The sequence below is a fragment of the Roseospirillum parvum genome (genome assembly GCF_900100455.1).
Taxonomy (GTDB): domain Bacteria; phylum Pseudomonadota; class Alphaproteobacteria; order Rhodospirillales; family Rhodospirillaceae; genus Roseospirillum; species Roseospirillum parvum.
In genome coordinates this window covers 195,641-213,237 of sequence record NZ_FNCV01000007.1, presented here as the reverse complement: position 1 = coordinate 213,237, position 17,597 = coordinate 195,641, and the positions used below count along the sequence as shown (strand labels likewise).

The 17,597-nt window shown below is 68.6% G+C and carries 16 protein-coding genes; 10 read left to right on the top strand and 6 right to left on the bottom strand.

What is annotated here, in order from left to right:
* Positions 1-27: 27 nt before the first annotated feature.
* Positions 28-705, bottom strand: coding sequence for a phasin family protein (locus tag BLR95_RS11805; RefSeq protein ID WP_176787815.1), 678 nt, complete (start codon positions 703-705; stop codon positions 28-30).
* A 350-nt stretch (positions 706-1,055) separates the two neighbouring features.
* On the opposite strand from BLR95_RS11805, the gene BLR95_RS11800 reads away from it, so the two are divergent.
* Positions 1,056-2,354, top strand: a complete 1,299-nt coding sequence (locus tag BLR95_RS11800) for a D-alanyl-D-alanine carboxypeptidase (RefSeq protein WP_092620229.1) — start codon at positions 1,056-1,058, stop codon at positions 2,352-2,354.
* 288 nt (positions 2,355-2,642) lie between these two features.
* Here the strand turns inward: BLR95_RS11800 and BLR95_RS11795 are convergent, their stop codons facing one another.
* Both BLR95_RS11795 and BLR95_RS16260 read right to left on the bottom strand, forming a co-directional pair.
* On the bottom strand, positions 2,643-3,509 hold the full coding sequence (locus BLR95_RS11795) for a type 1 glutamine amidotransferase (protein ID WP_092620226.1): 867 nt from the start codon (positions 3,507-3,509) through the stop codon (positions 2,643-2,645).
* A 269-nt stretch (positions 3,510-3,778) separates the two neighbouring features.
* Entirely contained in the window at positions 3,779-3,910 is a 132-nt protein-coding gene (locus BLR95_RS16260) for a hypothetical protein (protein WP_281241297.1), read from the bottom strand.
* Between the two features lie 182 nt (positions 3,911-4,092).
* Between BLR95_RS16260 and BLR95_RS11790 the strand changes: the two genes are divergently transcribed.
* The 5 genes from BLR95_RS11790 (at position 4,093) to BLR95_RS11770 (ending at position 10,334) form a co-directional block, all read left to right on the top strand.
* A complete protein-coding gene (locus BLR95_RS11790; RefSeq protein WP_176787813.1) occupies positions 4,093-5,373 on the top strand; it encodes an NAD(P)/FAD-dependent oxidoreductase in 1,281 nt (426 codons plus the stop codon).
* 259 nt (positions 5,374-5,632) lie between these two features.
* Entirely contained in the window at positions 5,633-6,736 is a 1,104-nt protein-coding gene (locus BLR95_RS11785) for an ABC transporter ATP-binding protein (RefSeq protein ID WP_092620221.1), read from the top strand.
* Positions 6,737-6,975: 239 nt separating this feature from the next.
* Positions 6,976-8,085 carry an extracellular solute-binding protein gene (locus tag BLR95_RS11780; protein WP_245689481.1) on the top strand — a complete coding sequence of 370 codons (1,110 nt, stop codon included), beginning with the start codon at positions 6,976-6,978 and terminating at the stop codon, positions 8,083-8,085.
* 86 nt (positions 8,086-8,171) lie between these two features.
* Positions 8,172-9,461 carry an ABC transporter permease gene (locus BLR95_RS11775; RefSeq protein WP_092620215.1) on the top strand — a complete coding sequence of 430 codons (1,290 nt, stop codon included), beginning with the start codon at positions 8,172-8,174 and terminating at the stop codon, positions 9,459-9,461.
* Between the two features lie 15 nt (positions 9,462-9,476).
* A complete protein-coding gene (locus BLR95_RS11770) occupies positions 9,477-10,334 on the top strand; it encodes an ABC transporter permease (protein WP_092620212.1) in 858 nt (285 codons plus the stop codon).
* A gap of 188 nt (positions 10,335-10,522) precedes the next feature.
* Here BLR95_RS11770 and rpe read toward each other — a convergent pair whose 3' ends face one another.
* Both rpe and BLR95_RS11760 read right to left on the bottom strand, forming a co-directional pair.
* Positions 10,523-11,161 (bottom strand): ribulose-phosphate 3-epimerase, encoded by a 639-nt coding sequence (rpe, locus tag BLR95_RS11765; protein ID WP_092620209.1) that lies wholly within the window; start codon positions 11,159-11,161, stop codon positions 10,523-10,525.
* A gap of 69 nt (positions 11,162-11,230) precedes the next feature.
* Positions 11,231-12,604, bottom strand: coding sequence for a ribulose-bisphosphate carboxylase (locus BLR95_RS11760; protein ID WP_092620206.1), 1,374 nt, complete (start codon positions 12,602-12,604; stop codon positions 11,231-11,233).
* Positions 12,605-12,731: 127 nt separating this feature from the next.
* Between BLR95_RS11760 and BLR95_RS11755 the strand changes: the two genes are divergently transcribed.
* Positions 12,732-13,661 (top strand): LysR family transcriptional regulator, encoded by a 930-nt coding sequence (locus BLR95_RS11755; RefSeq protein WP_092620203.1) that lies wholly within the window; start codon positions 12,732-12,734, stop codon positions 13,659-13,661.
* Positions 13,662-13,927: 266 nt separating this feature from the next.
* On the opposite strand, the gene parE is transcribed toward BLR95_RS11755, so the two are convergent.
* A complete protein-coding gene (parE, locus tag BLR95_RS11750) occupies positions 13,928-15,922 on the bottom strand; it encodes a DNA topoisomerase IV subunit B (RefSeq protein ID WP_092620200.1) in 1,995 nt (664 codons plus the stop codon).
* A gap of 105 nt (positions 15,923-16,027) precedes the next feature.
* Here parE and BLR95_RS11745 point away from each other — a divergent pair, with 105 nt between their 5' ends.
* The 3 genes from BLR95_RS11745 (at position 16,028) to BLR95_RS11735 (ending at position 17,568) form a co-directional block, all read left to right on the top strand.
* Positions 16,028-16,420 carry an acyl-CoA thioesterase gene (locus BLR95_RS11745; protein ID WP_092620197.1) on the top strand — a complete coding sequence of 131 codons (393 nt, stop codon included), beginning with the start codon at positions 16,028-16,030 and terminating at the stop codon, positions 16,418-16,420.
* A gap of 142 nt (positions 16,421-16,562) precedes the next feature.
* Positions 16,563-17,102 (top strand): gamma-glutamylcyclotransferase family protein, encoded by a 540-nt coding sequence (locus BLR95_RS11740; protein ID WP_176787811.1) that lies wholly within the window; start codon positions 16,563-16,565, stop codon positions 17,100-17,102.
* Positions 17,095-17,568 carry a hypothetical protein gene (locus BLR95_RS11735; protein WP_143130991.1) on the top strand — a complete coding sequence of 158 codons (474 nt, stop codon included), beginning with the start codon at positions 17,095-17,097 and terminating at the stop codon, positions 17,566-17,568. Before BLR95_RS11740 ends, BLR95_RS11735 begins: the two co-directional genes overlap by 8 nt.
* Positions 17,569-17,597 lie beyond the last annotated feature (29 nt).

Below are 17,597 nucleotides of genomic sequence, written 5' to 3'. Positions count from 1 at the left end.
ACGCCCCCCTTGGCTTGCCGGGTCCGATCAGAACATCAGCGGCTTCAGGGTGGTGCGGAAGGCGGCGTCCATCTGCTGGCGCAGCGGGGCCATGGCGTCTTCCAGCACGTCGAGGCTGCGCAACTGGATGCGACCGGCCTGATGGGTCGCCCGGGAGAGGCTTTCCTGGACCAGGGCCTGCTGCTGCTGGGCCAACTCGGCCGGATCGACGCAGCCGGCCAGACGGCGCGACACGTTGGCCCCGTCGTCCAGGGTTTCCCGGGTCAGGTCGAGCCACATGGTGCCGACGTCCTGCCAGCCCTTGACCAGGATGGTGCCCGAGCGCAACCAGGCCTCCATGGTCTGGCGGCCCTGGTCGACCAGATCCTCGTAGCTCTTCACCGCGTCGTCGCCGACCTGGGTCAGCACGGCGGTCTGCTCCGAACCCAGGCCGGCGGCGGTCTGATAGCCCCGGGCGACCACCTCGCGGCCGCTGCGCACGGCGCTTTCCAGTTGCTCGCGCGACACCTCGACCACCTCTTCCATCACCTCGACGGTGGGCGGGGTGTCGGCTTTGGCCTGGGGCGCGCTGTGTTGGGCCGCAGTCTCCTGGGTCGCAGTCTCCTGGGACGCGGTGTCCTGGCGGTTGGGGGTGGCGGCCGCCTTGGCGGCGGGCTTGCGGCGGTTGCGGGCCGGACTGGCCGGCTTGGCGGAGATGTCGGACATGGTGAGCTCCCACGGCTGGTGTTGGGGGCAGGGGGCAGGCAAGCCAACCGCCCCGATCCGCGTGCGGTCCGGGGCCAGAGGCTCATGTTGCGCTGCAATATAGCTTAACATTGGGGGCCCCCGGGGCGACTGTCAAGGGGAGCCTGACGGGAAATCGTCGGCGCGAGTCGGGGGGTGTCTGGACAAGCGCTTCCCATTCGGACTATCTTGGTCCCGAGTCGGTCTTCATGCGTTGGTGATTCTTGTCCTTTTCCAGGGCTTTATTTGCCGACCTTAAGGTCGAATCGCCGGCGCGGCCGGGGATGGCGCGCGGCGTGACGTTTTTCCCATGGGTTTCAAGGGGGCGGGGTATGCAGAGCCGGTTCCAGGCACACCGTTCCATCGCCACGGCCACACCCGGCGGCGGCGCCGTCCCGGCGGGGCGGGCCGGAGGCCACCGGCGCCTCGGTGCCTCGGGCTGGCTCGGTCGGCTGGTCGTCGCCCTGGCCATGGTCCTGCTGATCGGGCTGGCCGCGCCGGGGTCGGCCGAGGCGCGCACCTACGCCTCCATCGTGGTTGATGCCCAGACCGGACAGGTGCTGCGGGCGCGCAACGCCGATACGCCGGTCTACCCGGCCTCGCTGACCAAGATGATGACCCTCTACCTGCTGTTCGAGGCGCTGGACGACGGCCGTGCCACCCTGTCCAGCCGCATGCACGTCAGCGACCGGGCGGCCGGCCAGCCGCCCTCCAAGCTGGGGGTGAAGGCCGGCTCGACGATTCCCGTCGAGACGGCGATCAAGGCCCTGGCCATCAAGTCGGCCAACGACGTGGCGACCGTGGTCGCCGAGTTCCTGGCCGGCACCGAGTGGCGCTTCGCCAAGGTGATGACCGCCCGGGCCCATGACCTGGGCATGGAAAACACCACCTTCCGCAACGCCTCCGGCCTGCCCGACCGGGGCCAGAAGTCGACGGCGCGCGACATGGCGGTGCTGTCCATGGCCCTGATGCGCCACTTCCCGCAGTACTATCACTATTTCGGCATGAGCAGCTTCACGTACGGCGGGCGCACCTACAAGACCCACAACAACGTGGTCAAGACCTACGAAGGGGCCGACGGCCTGAAGACCGGCTATATCCGGGCCTCCGGCTTCAATCTGGCCGCCTCGGCGCAGCGCGGCGACTCGCGCATCGTGGGCGTGGTCTTCGGCGGGCGCACCTCGCACACCCGCGACGCCCACATGGTGAAGCTGCTCGACATCGGCTTCTCGCGGGTGTCCCACGCCATTGCCCGGGCCCCGCTGCCGGCCCCCAAGCCGGACATCCGGCTGGCCAGCGCGCTTACCCAGCCGATCGGCCAGGGCGATGTCTCCTCCGGCCCCGAGCTGAGCGCCCTGACCGACAGTTGGGGGATCCAGGTGGGCGCCTTCGGGCGTCTGGAGGCGGCCCGGGAAGTGGCCGAGCAGCACGCCCGCCTGCTCGCCCCGATGACCTCGGAGGACAGCGTGGTGATCGCGCCGCGGCAGACCAGCCGGGGCACCATCTACCGGGCCCGGGTGATGGGCCTGAACCGGGCCGAGGCCAACCGCGCCTGTGATGATCTGGGGCTGGGGCGGCAGGCCTGCATCGTGGTCCATCCCGACCCCGACATGGCGGTCGCCGCCAACTAGGGCCGCCACAACTGGGGCCGCCACAACTGGGGCCGCCACAACTGGGGCCGCCACAACTGGGGCCGCCACAAACTGGGGCCACAAACTGGGGCCGCCGGCTCCCCTGGGGGGCGCCGTTCAGACGGCACCCAGTTCAGGCGGCACCCAGTTCAGGCGGCACCCAGTTCAGGCGGCACCCAGTTCAGGCGGCACCCAGTTCAGGCGGCACCCAGTTCAGGCGGCACCCAGTTCAAACGGCACCCAGTTCCGGCAACATCAGTCAGGCGACATCAAGCGGTGTGGCGCCGTTCAGGCGGCGCCCCGCTGGGCCAGTCGGGGGGTCACCCGGTGGGCCATCCAGTTGGCGATCTCGGCCAACCGCACGGTGGGGTCGAGCACGTCGTCGTCGACTCCCAGCCCAAAGCGCAGATCAAGCCGCGCCGGGTCGTCGCCCAGGGCTTCCAGGTCGGCGCTCCAGGCGGCCAGGGCGGCCTCGTCGCGGAAGTAGCCGGGCTCGACCAGGGCCCGGCCATAGCGCCGGGTGATGCGGGCGATTTCCTTCAGGTCGTATTCGGGGTGGTACTGCACGCCCCAGAACACCCCCTGATCGTGCACGATCTCGGCTGCCTGGATGCGGCTCATGGCGTTGCCGGCCAGCACCGTGGCGCCGCTGGGCAGGCTCTCCACCTCGTCCATGTGGATGGCCACCGCGTCGAACACCGGCCCCTTGCCGGTGTACAGCGGATGCCCCCGCCCGGCCTCGGAAAGGGCGATCTTGCGGGCCAGCCCGAACTCGCGGCCGCGGGGGTTGGCGATCACGCTGCCGCCGGCCGCCAGGGCGGCGATCTGCAGGGCCCAGCAACTGCCGAAGAAGGGCACGCCGGCGGCGAACACGGCCCGCGCCAGTTCGATCTGGCGGGTCACCTCGGGGCGGTCATCGTAGGCGTTGAGGCCCGAGCCGGTCCACGCCACGCCATCGGCCTGGGCCAGGGCGGTGCCCTCGGGCAGGGCGGCGTCGAGATCGGCCGGGCGCACCACCTCGCAGGTGCAGCCCGGCGCGAGACGCTCCAGGGTCTTGCAATAGAGGTCGGCGGAGGCGTGGGCGCCCAACGCCTCCAGGGCCTGGCAGGCGGCGCGGGTGTTGCCCTCGACGACGATGAAGCGTGGTGTGGACATGGAAGAACCTTCTTCGGCTGCGGGGCGGGTCTGTCCCGCCTGCCCCAGTCAGGGGCGGGAAAAGCGGCCGCTGGGCGAGTGCAAATCCCGAGCGGTCCGGACCGGATCGGGACGACGATTTGCGGCAATATCAAGAGTCTAGAGCATACTGCGTGATTCGCAAAGCACGCAAGATGCCCTCGGCAAACAGCAAAAGCCGGGGTGGCGCCGCCACCCCGGTTGGTCGGGCGGGGGCAATCCCCCGCCGCGCGCTTTTCGCTTGGTCGGTGTTACAGGCCGAGGCGGCGGCCGATCCAGTCGACCACGTCGATCAGCCCTTCGGCGATGGCGTTGACCAGGGGGGCCAGCAGGTCGGCCTGGGCCATGGTCAAGGTCTCGTGTGCCAGACGGTTGTCGGTCATGACGTTTCTTCCCATTGTGATGCCCGGCGCCGGGTCCCGTTGATCGGGATCTGGCCGGGGTTCATTATTCTTGACATTGATGTACGGTGGGCCCGGTTGGGCCACAATCGGGCTTTATGCATGGCTGGGCCGTTGGCGGCGCATGGCCGGGTTTCAGGGGCCGGAATGTCGAGGAAATGAGCATGGACCGCGGTACCGGAACGGTGACCATTGTCGGGGCGGGGATCGTCGGGGTGTCGGCGGCGCTGGCGCTGCTCAACGCCGGGCGGCCGGTGCGGCTGATCGACCGCGTGCCGCCGGGCGAGGGGTGCTCGTTCGGCAACGCGGCGGTGATCACCGAGGGCAGCGTCGAGCCCCTGGCCCTGCCCGGTGTCATGAGTCAGGTGCCGGCCTGGCTGCTCGATCCGGAAGGGCCGCTGGTCGTCCGCTGGGGGCATCTGCCGCGCGCCCTGCCCTTCTTCTGGCGTTTCCTGAAGGCCGCCGGGCCGGCCCGGGTGCGCGCCGTGGCGGCGGCCCAGGCGGCGCTGCTGCGGGGCTCGGTGGCGGCCCACCGGGGGCTGGCCGAGGCGGCCGGGGTGGGCGAGATGATCCGTCCGGGCGGCTTTCTGTACGTCTACCACGGGCAGCGCGGGCTGGCCGCCGACCGGGGCATCTGGGCCCTGAGGCGGGCCCAGGGCGTCCGCGTCGAGGCCCTGGAAGGGCCGCGACTGGCCGAGTTGGAGCCGGGGCTCGGCTCGGTTTTCGGGCAGGGCCTGTGGATGCCCGACGACGCCTGGGTGATCAGCCCGGCTGGCTTGGTGCGCGGTCTGGCGGCCGAGGTGCGTCGCCGTGGCGGGCGCATCGAGTGTGCCGAGGTGCTGGGCCTGGAGCCGGGGCCGGAGGCGCCGCGCCGCCTGTTCACCTCGATCGGCGACATCCCGGTGGAAACCCTGCTGATCGCCGCCGGGGCCCATTCGGGGCGCCTCGCCGCCCTGCTCGGCGAGCGCTTTCCGCTGGAAAGCGAGCGCGGCTACCATCTTCAGGTGCCGCCGCAGGCGGTCAGCGGCCGGACGTTGGTGTCGCGGCCGGTGATGTGGGCCGAGCGGCGGATGGTCGCCACGCCGGTGGCCGGTGGCCTCAGGCTGGCCGGCACGGCGGAGTTCGCCGGCCTCTCGGCGCCGCCCGATTTCGCCCGCGCGGCACGCTTCCTGGAGTGGGGGCGGACCCTGCTGCCGGGCCTGCCGGGCGGTCTGGATGGCGAGGCCAGCCGCTGGATGGGCCATCGACCGACCCTGCCCGACACCCTGCCGGTGATTGGTCGCTCAAGCCGCTGGCGGCGGGTGTTCTATGCTTTCGGGCACGGCCATACGGGGCTTACCGCCGGTCCGTTGACCGGTCGGCTGATTGCCGCCCAGATCGCCGGCCACCGCCCGCCCATCGACCCCGCGCCCTATGCTCCGGGCCGTTTCACGGGCCAAAGCTGAGGCGAAAAATTATTTCAAAACAACGGATTGCACGGAAAATCCGGCTATTTCCCAGGTTGCGGGTTGGAATCCCGGAAGCAGCCGTGCTAGCCTTTAAGGTGCCAGACTTGAATAAGCCGGCGGCATGAACCGGCCCCGTCTGGAGGGGAGGAGACCGTCAGCTTGCCCGCCGACGCATCAGCGACCGAGGTCCCTTAAACGGTCCCGGGCTGGGCGTGTCGTGTCCGAAAGCCGCCCGCCATCATGACGAGGGAGCCGCATGGCACAGGAAGACCCGCAGGAAGAACCGTTCGTTCAGTTCAAGGACGTCCAGAAGACCTACGACGGCGAAACCCTGGTGGTGAAGAACCTCAACCTGGACATCGCCAAGGGTGAGTTCCTGACCATGCTGGGGCCATCCGGCTCGGGCAAGACCACCTGCCTGATGATGCTGGCCGGGTTCGAGACCTCGACCCGCGGGCAGATCCTGCTCGATGGCCGGCCGATCAACAACGTGCCGCCGCACAAGCGGGGCATCGGCATGGTGTTCCAGAACTACGCCCTGTTCCCGCACATGTCGGTGGCCGAGAACCTGGCCTTCCCCCTGAAGGTGCGCAAGATCGACAGCGCCACCATCGAGGAGAAGGTCAACCGGGCCCTGGAGATGGTCCGCCTGCCCGAGATGGGCAGCCGCCGGCCGGCCCAGCTTTCCGGCGGCCAGCAGCAGCGCGTGGCGGTGGCCCGGGCCCTGGTCTTCGATCCCGATCTGGTCCTGATGGACGAGCCGCTGGGCGCGCTGGACAAGAACCTGCGCGAGGAAATGCAGTTCGAGATCAAGCACATCCACGAGAACCTCGGGGTCACCGTGGTCTACGTCACCCACGACCAGTCGGAGGCGCTGACCATGTCGAACCGCATCGCCGTGTTCGACGATGGGGTGATCCAGCAGCTCGACGAGCCGGACCAGCTCTATGAAAAGCCGGTCAACACCTTCTGCGCCAACTTCATCGGCGAGAACAACCGCCTCGATGGCGAGGTGAAGAGCATGGACGAGGGCGGCCTGTGCACCGTCGCCCTGCCCGACGGGACCAGCATCAAGGCGCTGGCCGTCAATGTGGAGGGCGTGGGCAGCCGCACCGCCCTGTCGCTGCGGCCCGAGCGGGTGCGCATCGCGCCCGAGGCGGGCAGCCTGCCCAACATCTTTCCGGCCCGGGTCGAGGAGTTGATCTACCTCGGCGACCACATCCGCACCCGCATCAGCCTGTGCGGCAACGACCAGTTCATCGTCAAGGTGCCCAACGCCCAAGGCCATGCCACGCTGAAGCGCGGCGCGACGGTCGACGTGGGCTGGGTGGCCGACGACTGCCGGGCGCTCGACCCCTGAGGCAATCGGGCGACGCCGAGGCACCCTGGGGAGCGGGCCCGACTGGCCCGCGTTCCCCGCCAACCAATCAGACCGCGCCAAGCGGCTCCTTCGCAGTCCCTGTCCGGGCCGGCGGTATCCCCGCCCGGATCGACATGGGGTTCCCCCGGCGCGCCGGGGAGATCGCCAGGGGGGCTATTCCGGGACGGACGTCTCGATTTGATGAGAATCGCCCGAACCACGAAAGAGGAGAGAAAGCCTTGATCATTCGCACCACCACCGCCATTGGCGTCGCCCTGGCCGCGCTGGCCGGCGCCAGCCTGGGGGCCGGCGAGGCCCGCGCCGAGACCACCCTGACCATCGTCTCCTGGGGTGGGGCCTACACGATGAGCCAGCAGAAGGCTTATCACGAGCCCTACATGAAGATGCATCCGGACGTCACCATCATCAACGAGGACAAGTCGCAGACCGCGCTGGCCGGCCTCAGGGCCCAGCATCAGGCGGGCAACGTCTCGTGGGATCTGGTCGACATCCTGCCCTCCGACGCCCTGGTGGCCTGCGATGAAGGTCTGGCCGAGAAGATCGACTACAACGAGATGCTGGCCGCCGCCCCCGACGGCACGCCGCCGACCCAGGACTTCATCGACGGCTCGCTGACCGGCTGTTTCATCCCGCAGATCGTCTATTCCAACATCGTCGCCTTCAACACCGAGATGTACCCGGGGCAGGCGCCGACCACCATGGCAGACGTGTTCGACCTGGAAAGCTTCCCGGGGCGGCGCAGCCTGCAGAACAAGCCCGTCAACAACCTGGAATGGGCCCTGGCCGCCGATGGCGTGCCGGCTGGCGAGATCTACGAGATGCTGGCCACCCCGGAAGGTGTCGAGCGCGCCTTCAACAAGCTGGAAACCATCAAGGACGAGACCATCTGGTGGGAGCAGGGCGCCCAGCCGCCGCAGCTTCTGGCCGACAAGGAGGTCTCCTTCGCCTCGGCCTACAACGGCCGCATCTTCAACGCCCAGGTCAACGAAGGCCAGCCCTTCCAGATCATCTGGGACGCCCAGGTGTTCGAGCTGGATGGCTGGGTGGTGCCGGCCGGCGGCAAGAACAAGGACGTGGTCTACGACTACCTGAAGTTCGCCACCGACACCCAGCGGCTGGCCGATCAGGCCAAGTTCATCTCCTACGGTCCGGCCCGCAAGAGCTCGGCCCCGCTGGTCGGCGAGCACGCCGAGACCGGGATCGACATGAAGCCGCACATGCCGACCTACCCGGAGAACTTCAAGACCGCCATCCCCAAGGATGACACCTTCTGGGCCGACTACGGCGACGAGCTGGCCGAGCGCTTCGCCGCCTGGCTGGCCAGCTAAAGTCCCGTCCCCCATCCGGACGGTGGCCCCGCACCCGGGGCCACCGTCCTCCGCCTCAAGGTCCAGGACCCGCCGGAGCCGACCCCATGGCCGAACCCATTCCCGTCTCCGCCAACGGTGCCCCTGGCACCCCGGGCGCAACGGACACCCCCGACGACGACGTCAGCTCGCTGAAGGCGCGCCTGCGCCGGGCCGAGCGGCGGCGGCGCCTGACGGCGATGCTGCTGGTGGCGCCCCTGTTCGCCTTCCTGCTGGTGTCCTTCCTCATCCCAATGGGCGACATGCTGCTGCGCAGCGTCGACAACTGGCAGATTCCCAACGTCCTGCCCAACACCGTCGAGCGCATCGCGGCCTGGGACGGCGAGGCGCTGCCCGAGGAGGCGGTCTACGCCGCCATGGCGGCCGACATCCGGGCCGGCAAGGAAAGCGGCGAGATCGGCAAGGCGGCGACCCGCCTCAACTACGAGGTCAGCGGGGCGCGCAGCCTGTTCAACAAGACCCGGCGGCGCATCGAGCGCATCGAGCCGCCCTACAAGGCGGCGCTGATCGACATCGACCGGCGCTGGGGGCAGCCCGACATCTGGCAGGCCATCAAGCGCGAAAGCGGCCCCTACACCGCCTCGTACTATCTGGCGGCGGCCGACCTGACCTACAACGCCGAGGGCGAGGTGGTCGCGGTGCCGGAGTACCGGCAGGTCTATGTGGAGCTGTTCATCCGCACCATCTGGATGAGTCTGGCCATCACCGGGCTGACCATCCTGCTCGGCTATCCGGTGGCCTACCTGCTGGCCAACCTGCCGTTGCGCTATTCCAACCTGTTGATGATCCTGGTCCTGTTGCCCTTCTGGACGTCGCTGCTGGTGCGCACCACCACCTGGATCACCATCCTTCAGTCGCAGGGGGTGATCAACGACATCCTGGTCTGGCTCGGCCTGATCGCCACCGACGAGCGCCTGCAGCTGATCCACAACAAGATCGGCACCATGGTGGCGATGACCCACATCCTGCTGCCGTTCATGATCCTGCCGCTGTACTCGGTGATGAAGACCATCCCGCCCAGCTACATGCGGGCCGCCCGCTCGCTGGGCGCCACGCCGCTGACCGCCTTCGTCAAGGTCTACCTGCCGCAGACCGTCTCCGGGGTGGGGGCGGGCTCGATCCTCGTCTTCATCCTGGCCATTGGCTACTACATCACGCCGGCCCTGGTCGGCGGCGAGACCGGGCAGTTCATCTCCAACTTCATCGCCCGGCACATGCTGGTGTCGCTGAACTGGGGGCTGGCGGCGGCCCTGGGCTCCATGCTGCTGGCCGGGGTGCTGGTCCTGTACCTCGTCTACAACAAGCTGGTCGGCATCGATAACATGAAGCTGGGATAGGCGAGGGCAGACACCATGATCACCAAACTTCCGCCGTATGCCTCGCCGCTGGAACGGGTCTGGCACAGCGCATACCTGCTGTTCTGCGCCGCGGTCTTCGTCTTCCTGATCGGGCCGATCCTGGTCATCGTGCCGCTGTCGTTCAACGCCGAGCCGTACTTCACCTTCACCAAGGAGATGATCTCGTTCGACCCGGACGGCTACTCCCTGCGCTGGTACAAGGATTTCCTGGAGAACGAGCTGTGGCTGTTCTCGATCAAGAACAGCTTCATCGTCGCCATCGTCTCGACCATCCTGGCGACCAGTTTGGGCACCCTGGCGGCGCTCGGGCTGGCCAGCAGCTACATGCCCTATCGCACCCTGGTGATGAGCCTTTTGATCTCGCCGATGATCGTGCCGCTGATCATCTCGGCGGCCGGCATGTTCTTCTTCTACAGCTCGATCGATCTGGCCCACACCTTCCCTGGGGTGATCCTGGCCCACACGGCGCTCGGCGTGCCTTTCGTGGTCATCACCGTGACCGCCACCCTGATCGGCTTCGACCGCAACCTGATCCGGGCCAGCCAGAACCTGGGGGCCAGCCCGACCACCACCTTCTTCAAGGTGATCCTGCCACTGGTCACCCCGGGCGTGGTTTCCGGCGCGCTGTTCGCCTTCATCACCAGCTTCGACGAGGTGGTGATCGTGCAGTTCGTCGCCGGGCCGGAACAGCGCACCGTGCCGCTTCAGATGTGGTCGGGCATCCGCGAGCAGATCAGCCCGACCATCCTGGCCGTGGCCACTCTCCTGGTCTGCATCTCGATCGCGCTGTTGACGGTGCTGGAGCTGCTGCGGCGGCGCACCGAACGCCTGCGCGGGCTGTCGCCCGGCTGAGCCGCAAAGGGGCGCTGCCCCTTTGAACCCCGCTGGGGAGGCCGGGAGGCCTCCCCAGACCCCACCATGAGTCAAAAGCCCGTCAGGGGGGGCAAGCCCCCCTGACGGGCTTTTAAGTCACGGCGGGGGTCCGGGGGGGCCCCTGGTCCCCCCGGCGGGGGTCAAGGGGGCAGCGCCCCCTTGGCGGCTCAGCCGCGCAACGCCTTGATGTTGGCCGCGTAGTCGCTGCCCTTGAAGACCGCCGAGCCGGCCACCAGCACGTTGGCCCCGGCCGCCACCACCTTGCCGGCAGTCTCCGGGTTCACCCCGCCGTCGACCTCCAGATCGATCGGACGGTCACCGATCATCCGGCGGATGCGGCTGATTTTTTCCAACTGGCTGTCGATGAAGCTCTGCCCGCCGAAGCCCGGGTTGACGCTCATCACCAGGATCAGGTCGAGCTTGTCGAGCACATACTCGATGACGCTTTCCGGGGTGTGCGGGTTGAGCGACACGCCGGCCTTCTTGCCCAGGCTTCGGATCAGTTGCAGCGAGCGGTCGAGGTGCACGTCGGCCTCGGCGTGCACGGTGATCAGGTCGGCCCCGGCCTTGGCGTAGTCCTCGATGAAGGGCTGGGCCGGGTTGATCATCAGATGGACGTCGAACGGCTTGTCGCTCCACGACCGGATGCACTTGATGACCGGCGGCCCGAAGGTCAGGTTGGGCACGAAGTGGCCGTCCATGACGTCGATGTGGACCCAGTCGCAGCCGGCCGCGTCGATGGCTTTCACCTCCTCGCCCAGGCGGGCGAAGTCGGCCGACAGGATGGAAGGGGCAATCTTGACCATGGCGCGAACCTTTTCCGAAAGGCGAGGGGGCGCCGACGGCGGCGCCCCATCTCTCAATCAAGCGTGGTATCAGACCCCGAGGGCCTGGCGCCAGCCCGGATACAGGGCGTCGGCATCCTTGGGGAAGCTCTCGAAGGCGCGGGCGAAGTCCCGGTTCTCCTTGGCCCACTGAAGGGGATCGGCCCCGGCGGCCCAGCACTCGTAGGCCTGGCGCAGCGAGCGCGCCCCGGCGGCGGCGCCGTCCAGGTGGCCGTAGCTGCCGCCGCCGGCGGTGTTGATGACGTTGGCGTGGCCCAGGTTGGCGAAGAAGCCGGGCAGGCGGATGGCGTTCATGCCGCCGGAGATGATCGGCGTGGTCGGCTTCATGCCCAGCCATTCCTGGTGGTAGAACGGGCCCTGGCAGGCATCGCGCTCGATCATGTAGGCGATGATCTTGTCGGTCGCCTCGCCTTCCATCTTGCCGTAGCCCATGGTCCCCACATGGATGCCCGAGGCCCCCTGCAGGCGGGCCATCTTGCTGAGCACCAGCGCCGTGTAGCCGCGCTTGGACTGGGGCGAGGTGACGGCGCCATGGCCGGCCCGGTGATAGTGCAGGTACTGGTTGGGGAACCAGCGCCGGGCCGTGGTGATCATCCCCGGACCGCCCACATAGCCATCGACCAGGAAGGCCACCTTGTCGGCGTCGGGGCCGAAGGCGTCGAGGATGAACTCGCCACGGGCGATCATCTCGGCGTGGTCGTCGGCGGTGATGTTGGCCGAAAACAGCTTGGGCTGGCCGGTCTCGTCCTGGGCCCGGCGCATGGCGTCGACGACCAGCGGAATGACCTTCTTCAGCGGCGCGAAGACCTGGTTGCCCTGCGGCTCGTCGTTCTTGATGAAGTCGCCGCCCAGCCAGAACTCATAGGCCGCCTGGGCGAACGGCTCGGGGCGCAGGCCCAGCTTCGGCTTGATGATCGTGCCGGCGATGTAGCCGCCGTCCTTCACCGGACGGCCGAGGATGCGCCACAGGTCCGAGATGTCCTTGGCCGGGCCGTCGAACAACTGGATGGCCCGCGGCGGCACGTGGAAGTCGAGCATCTTGGCGTACTCGATGTCGCCCATGCCCTGGTTGTTGCCGATGGTCAGGGTCAGGAAGCTGACGATCATCATCCGACCGTCGGTGATGTTGCGGTCGAACAGGTCCAGCGGGTAGGCGATCTTCATCACCTCGTTGGCCTCGTCGATCTCGTAGACCAGGGCATCGACGCCCTTGGTGAAGTCGTCGGTGGTCGAGACGTCGACGTTGGTCCCGGTCGAGCTTTCGGCGGCGAAGTGGGCCGCCGCTTCCAGGTAGCCGTGGCCCGACTTCGGCTTCATTTGGTAGGCGCACAGGATGTGCTGCCCGCCCTTGATCAGCTCGTCTTCCTTCAGGCTGAGGTCGGCGTAACGGCTGGACTGGTCCATGGGGGTGGTCTCCCTGGCGTTTCTGGACGGGGATTGGCGGTTGGCAAAGACCCTACCAGCCCCGTGGGCATAACGGAAATGATTTGTCTTGATGGAAATCATAAGGAGTCCTTATGATTGGTGCGCCATGCCCCCCACCCTGCGCCAGCTCGACACCTTCCTCGCCGTCGCCCGGCACCGCAACTTCACCCGCGCCGCCGAGGACCTGGCCCTCACCCAGCCGGCGGTCAGCCAGCAGATCCGCCAACTGGAAAACAGCGTCGGCCTGCCCCTGCTGGAACAACTGGGGCGGCGCATCGACCTGACCGAGGCCGGCCGCGAGGTGCTGGCCTACGCCCAGGCCATCCGCCGCCAGATGGACGAGATGGAAGGCGTGCTCGACGCCCTGCGCGGGCTGGAAAAAGGGCGCCTCGCCATCGCCGCCGCCACCGCCGCCAACTACTTCGCGCCGCACCTTCTGGGCAGCTTCCAGGCCCGCCACCCGGGGGTCACCGTCAGCCTGGAAATCGCCAACTCGGCCACCGTCATCGAGCGCCTGAGGGCCAACGACGTGGACATGGCGATCATGGGCCGGCCACCCCGCGACCTGCCGGTGAAGGTGGCCACCTTCAAGGACAACCCGCTGATCCTCATCGCCGCCCCCAGCCATCCCCTGGCCCGGCCACACCCCGGCCACGAAGTGGCCGAACAGCGCAAATTGCCGCTGACCCGTCTGGCCGGCGAAACATTCCTGGTCCGCGAGGCCGGCTCGGGCACCCGCGCCGCCTTCCAACGCTTCTTCGAAGGCCACGGCATCACCGTGCGCCAGGGCATGGAACTGGGCAGCGACGAAGCCATCAAACAAAGCGTCGCCGCCGGCCTGGGCCTCGGCATGATGAGCCGCGGCGCCGTGGAAGCCGAACTGATCGCCGGACGGGTGGTCGAACTGCCAGTCGAACACTTCCCCTTCGTGCGCCAGTGGAACCTGGTCCACCGCCAAGGCAAACGCCTCAGCGCCCCCGCCGACGCCTTCCGTACCCACGTCCTCGCCCAATCCGGCCGCCGACGCTCCATCTGACCCGCCCGCACCGGCGCCTGTCGAGGCAGGCCAAGGGGGCGCTGCCCCCTTGGAACCCCCGCCGGGGGGACCAGGGGTCCCCCCGGACCCCCGCCGCGACTTAAAGCCGTGAAGAGGGGGGTAGCCGAGCGCACGCGCTCGGCTACCCCCCTCTTCACGGCTTTGACTCATGGTGGGGTCTGGGGAGGCCCCCCGGCCTCCCCAGCGGGGATTTCAAAGGGGCGGCGCCCCTTTGACGTGTTTCGGCAAGCGCCGGAGCCGGCGGGTCAGATGTCGAGTGTTTCGACGAATTGGGCGTTTTGTTGGATGTAGGCGAAGCGGGCTTCTGGTTTGCGGCCCATCAGTTGTTCGACCAGGTCGGCGGTGTGTCGGCTTTCGGCGTGGGCTTCCTCGCTGGCGCCTTGGGGCAGGGTGACTTTGAGCAGGGTGCGTTTGGCCGGGTCCATGGTGGTGTTTTTGAGCTGGACCGGGGGCATTTCGCCGAGGCCCTTGAAGCGGCTGACCTCGACGGTTTTTTTGCCGGCGAAGGGCGGCTGGGTCATCAGCTCTTCCTTGTGCACGTCGTCGCGGGCGTAGACGCTGTGGCTGCCGACGGTGAGGCGGTAGAGCGGCGGCATGGCCAGGTAGAGGTGTCCGGCGGCGACCAGTCCGGGCATTTCGCGGTAGAAGAAGGTCATCAAGAGGCTGGCGATGTGGGCCCCGTCCACGTCGGCGTCGCACATGATGATGACCTTGTCGTAGCGCAGCCGGGCGAGGTCGAAGGCGCTGCCGATGCCGCAGCCCAGGGCCTCGGTCAGGTCGGACAGTTCCTGGTTGGCCTTCAGCTTGTCGCGGGTGGCCGAGGCGACGTTGAGGATCTTGCCGCGCAGGGGGAGCACGGCCTGGGTTTCGCGGCGCCGCGCCTGCTTGGCCGAGCCGCCGGCCGAATCGCCCTCGACGATGAAGATTTCGCTGCCCTCCCGCGTCGAGCGCGAGCAGTCGGCCAGCTTGCCGGGCAGGCGCAGGCGCTTGGTGGCGGTCTTGCGCAGGGTTTCGCGGTCGGCCTTCTTGCGCTGGCGTGCCTCGGCCCGTTCCATGGTCCTGGCCAGCAGCGCCTTGGCGGCTTCCGAATCGCCGGACAGCCAGTGGTCGAAGTGGTCGCGCACCGCCTGCTCGACCAGCCGGGTGGCTTCGCCGCTGGCCAGCTTTTCCTTGGTCTGGCCCTGGAACTGGGGCTCGCGCAGGAACAGCGAGAGCATCGCCGCCGCGCCGCCCAGCAGGTCGTCGGCGGTGATGTTGGCCGCCTTCTTCACCCCGACCATCTCCCCGAAGGCGCGCAGCGAGCGGGTGAGGGCGTTGCGCAGGCCGGTTTCGTGGGTGCCGCCTTCGGGAGTCGGCACGGTGTTGCAGTAGCTGTTGAGGAAGCCGGTCTCGTCGTCGGGCCAGGCCAGGGCCCATTCCACGCTGCCCATGTCGTCGGCCAGGGCGGCCTGCCCGGCGAACGGGGTGGGGGTCAGGGTGGGGCGGCCTTTCAGGGTCTCGGCCAAGTGGTCGGAGAGGCCGTTGGGAAAATGCAGCTCGGCCTCGGCCGGGGTTGTCGCGTCGTCGGCGACCATCTCCTCGGGGCAGCGCCAGCGCAGCCGCACGCCCCGGAACAGATAGGCCTTGGAGCGCGCCATGCGATAGACGGTGCCCGGCTTGAAGCGGGCCCGGGGGCCGAAAATCTGCGGATCGGGGCGGAAGCGCACCACCGTGCCGCGCCGGTTGGAGACCGCCCCCAGCTTGCTCAGGGGGCCCTGGGGGGCGCCCTTGGCGAAGCTCTGGCTCCACAGGGTGCGCTCGCGGGCCACCTCCACCTCCAGGTGCTCCGACAGGGCGTTGACCACCGAGACGCCCACCCCGTGCAGGCCGCCCGACACCTTGTAGGCCCCGCCGCCGAACTTGCCGCCGGCGTGCAGGGTGGTGAGGATCACCTCCAGCGCCGATTTGTCGGGAAAGCGCGGGTGCGGGTCGATGGGAATGCCGCGCCCGTTGTCGCGCACGGTCACCATGTTGTCGGCCGAAAGCTCCAGGTCGATGACGCTGGCGTGCCCGGCCACCGCCTCGTCCATGGCGTTGTCCAGCACCTCGGCGATCAGGTGGTGCATGGCCTTGTCGTCGGTGCCGCCGATGTACATGCCGGGGCGGCGGCGCACCGGCTCCAGGCCCTCCAGCACCTCGATGTCCTGGGCGGTGTAGTGGGCATTGGTGGCCGCGGGAGCGTTCTGGAACAGGTCGGTCATGGGTCTCGATCAAGGGCAAGAGGCAGTCGGCACAGGCGACAACCGGCCGGGAAATGCGGTAGGGTCGCCTCCACTTCTTACAACATCTTGTGGGGGACGAAAACCATGACCACCGACGACGCACCACACGGCACGCTCGCCCTGAGAACCATCGCCATGCCCGCCGACACCAACCCGGCGGGCGACATCTTCGGCGGCTGGCTGCTCGGCCAGATGGATCTGGCCGGTGGCACCCACGCCCGCCATCACAGCCGCGGCCGGGTGGCCACCGTGGCGGTCGATTCGATGACCTTCCACAAGCCGGTCTACGTGGGCGACGAGCTGAGCTGCTACGCCGACATGAAGCGGGTCGGGCGGAGCAGCATGACGGTGCTGGTCGAGGCCTGGGTGCGCCGCGATTCGGGGCAGACCACGCTGAAGGTGACCGAAGGCGTGTTCACCTTCGTCGCCATCGACGGCGAAGGCCGCCCGCGTCCCGCACAGCCGGCCGACCCTTGAGCGAAAGCCGGGGGCGGCGCTGCATTGTCCCTTGATTCCCGACCCCGGAAACGAATACATGACCCCCTTTGGTCCCGCCGTTTCGACCGCCCGGCCCCGGCGTGCGTCCCCGGGGCGGCTGCCCTGGAAAGGGGTGACGCCGATGCGCCTGTTCTTCTTCGGTACCTTGATGGATGTTGACCTGCTGGCCCTGGTTCTCGACCGGCCGGTGGGCGACAGCCGGCCGCGCCCGGCCCGCCTGCGCGGCTATGTGCGCCACCGCGCCGCCGGCGAAAGCTTCCCCTTCCTCAAGCCCGAGCCGCAAGGGGTGGTCGAGGGGACTGTGGTCGAAGGCCTGTCCGAAGCCGACGTGGCGCGCCTCAACTTCTTCGAGGACGAGGACGAATACCGCCTCTACCCGATCGAGGTGGAGGACGACACCGGCTGGCCGATGACGGCCCACGTCTTCCTCTCCACCCTGAAGATCCGCGACAGCCTGGAGCCCTGGGACCACGCCGCCTGGGCGCGCGACGAAAAGCCGCTGACCCTGCTGTGGGCCGCCGAGTACATGGGCTACTACGGCAAGCTGTCCTGCGCCGAGGTCGATGCCCTGTGGCCCGACATCAAGGACCGGGCCGAAATCCGCCTCGCCGAGATGACCGCCAATGGCCTTCACACCGGGTCGCGCCGCGGCCATGGCTGAACGGCTGCGTTTCACGGCCTCCACCCTGCTGCTCGGCCTGCTGCTGACGATCGCTTCGGCCGGCACCCCTCGGGCCGCCGAGCCCGGGCTGGCCGGCCTGGGCGGCGCCCTGAGCCAGGCCGAGGGCGACATCGCCCTGGCCTGCGGCACCTCGCTGCCGTTGACGGTCGATGAAAGCAGCCTGGGCGGGGCCGGGCCGCAGACCCTGCACGCCCTGGGCGTGCTCGGCGCCGACAGTCTGGCCCAGGCGGCCAACATGCTGTGCGCCCAGCCCGGTGGCGACCGCCTGCTGGCCGGCCAAGTGCGTCAGGTGGTGTTCCGCCACGCCTATCTGGCCGGCGAGCCCTACCTGATGCTGCAAAGCGACGGCACGCTGATCTTCGAGCTGTTCTTCGACCCGGCCAGCCAGGTCGACGTCGTCGCCCTGGCCGCCGACCTGGACCGCCTGTTGCGCCAGGGCTTCTGATTCCCCCACCCCCCGCCTCGGAGGCGCCC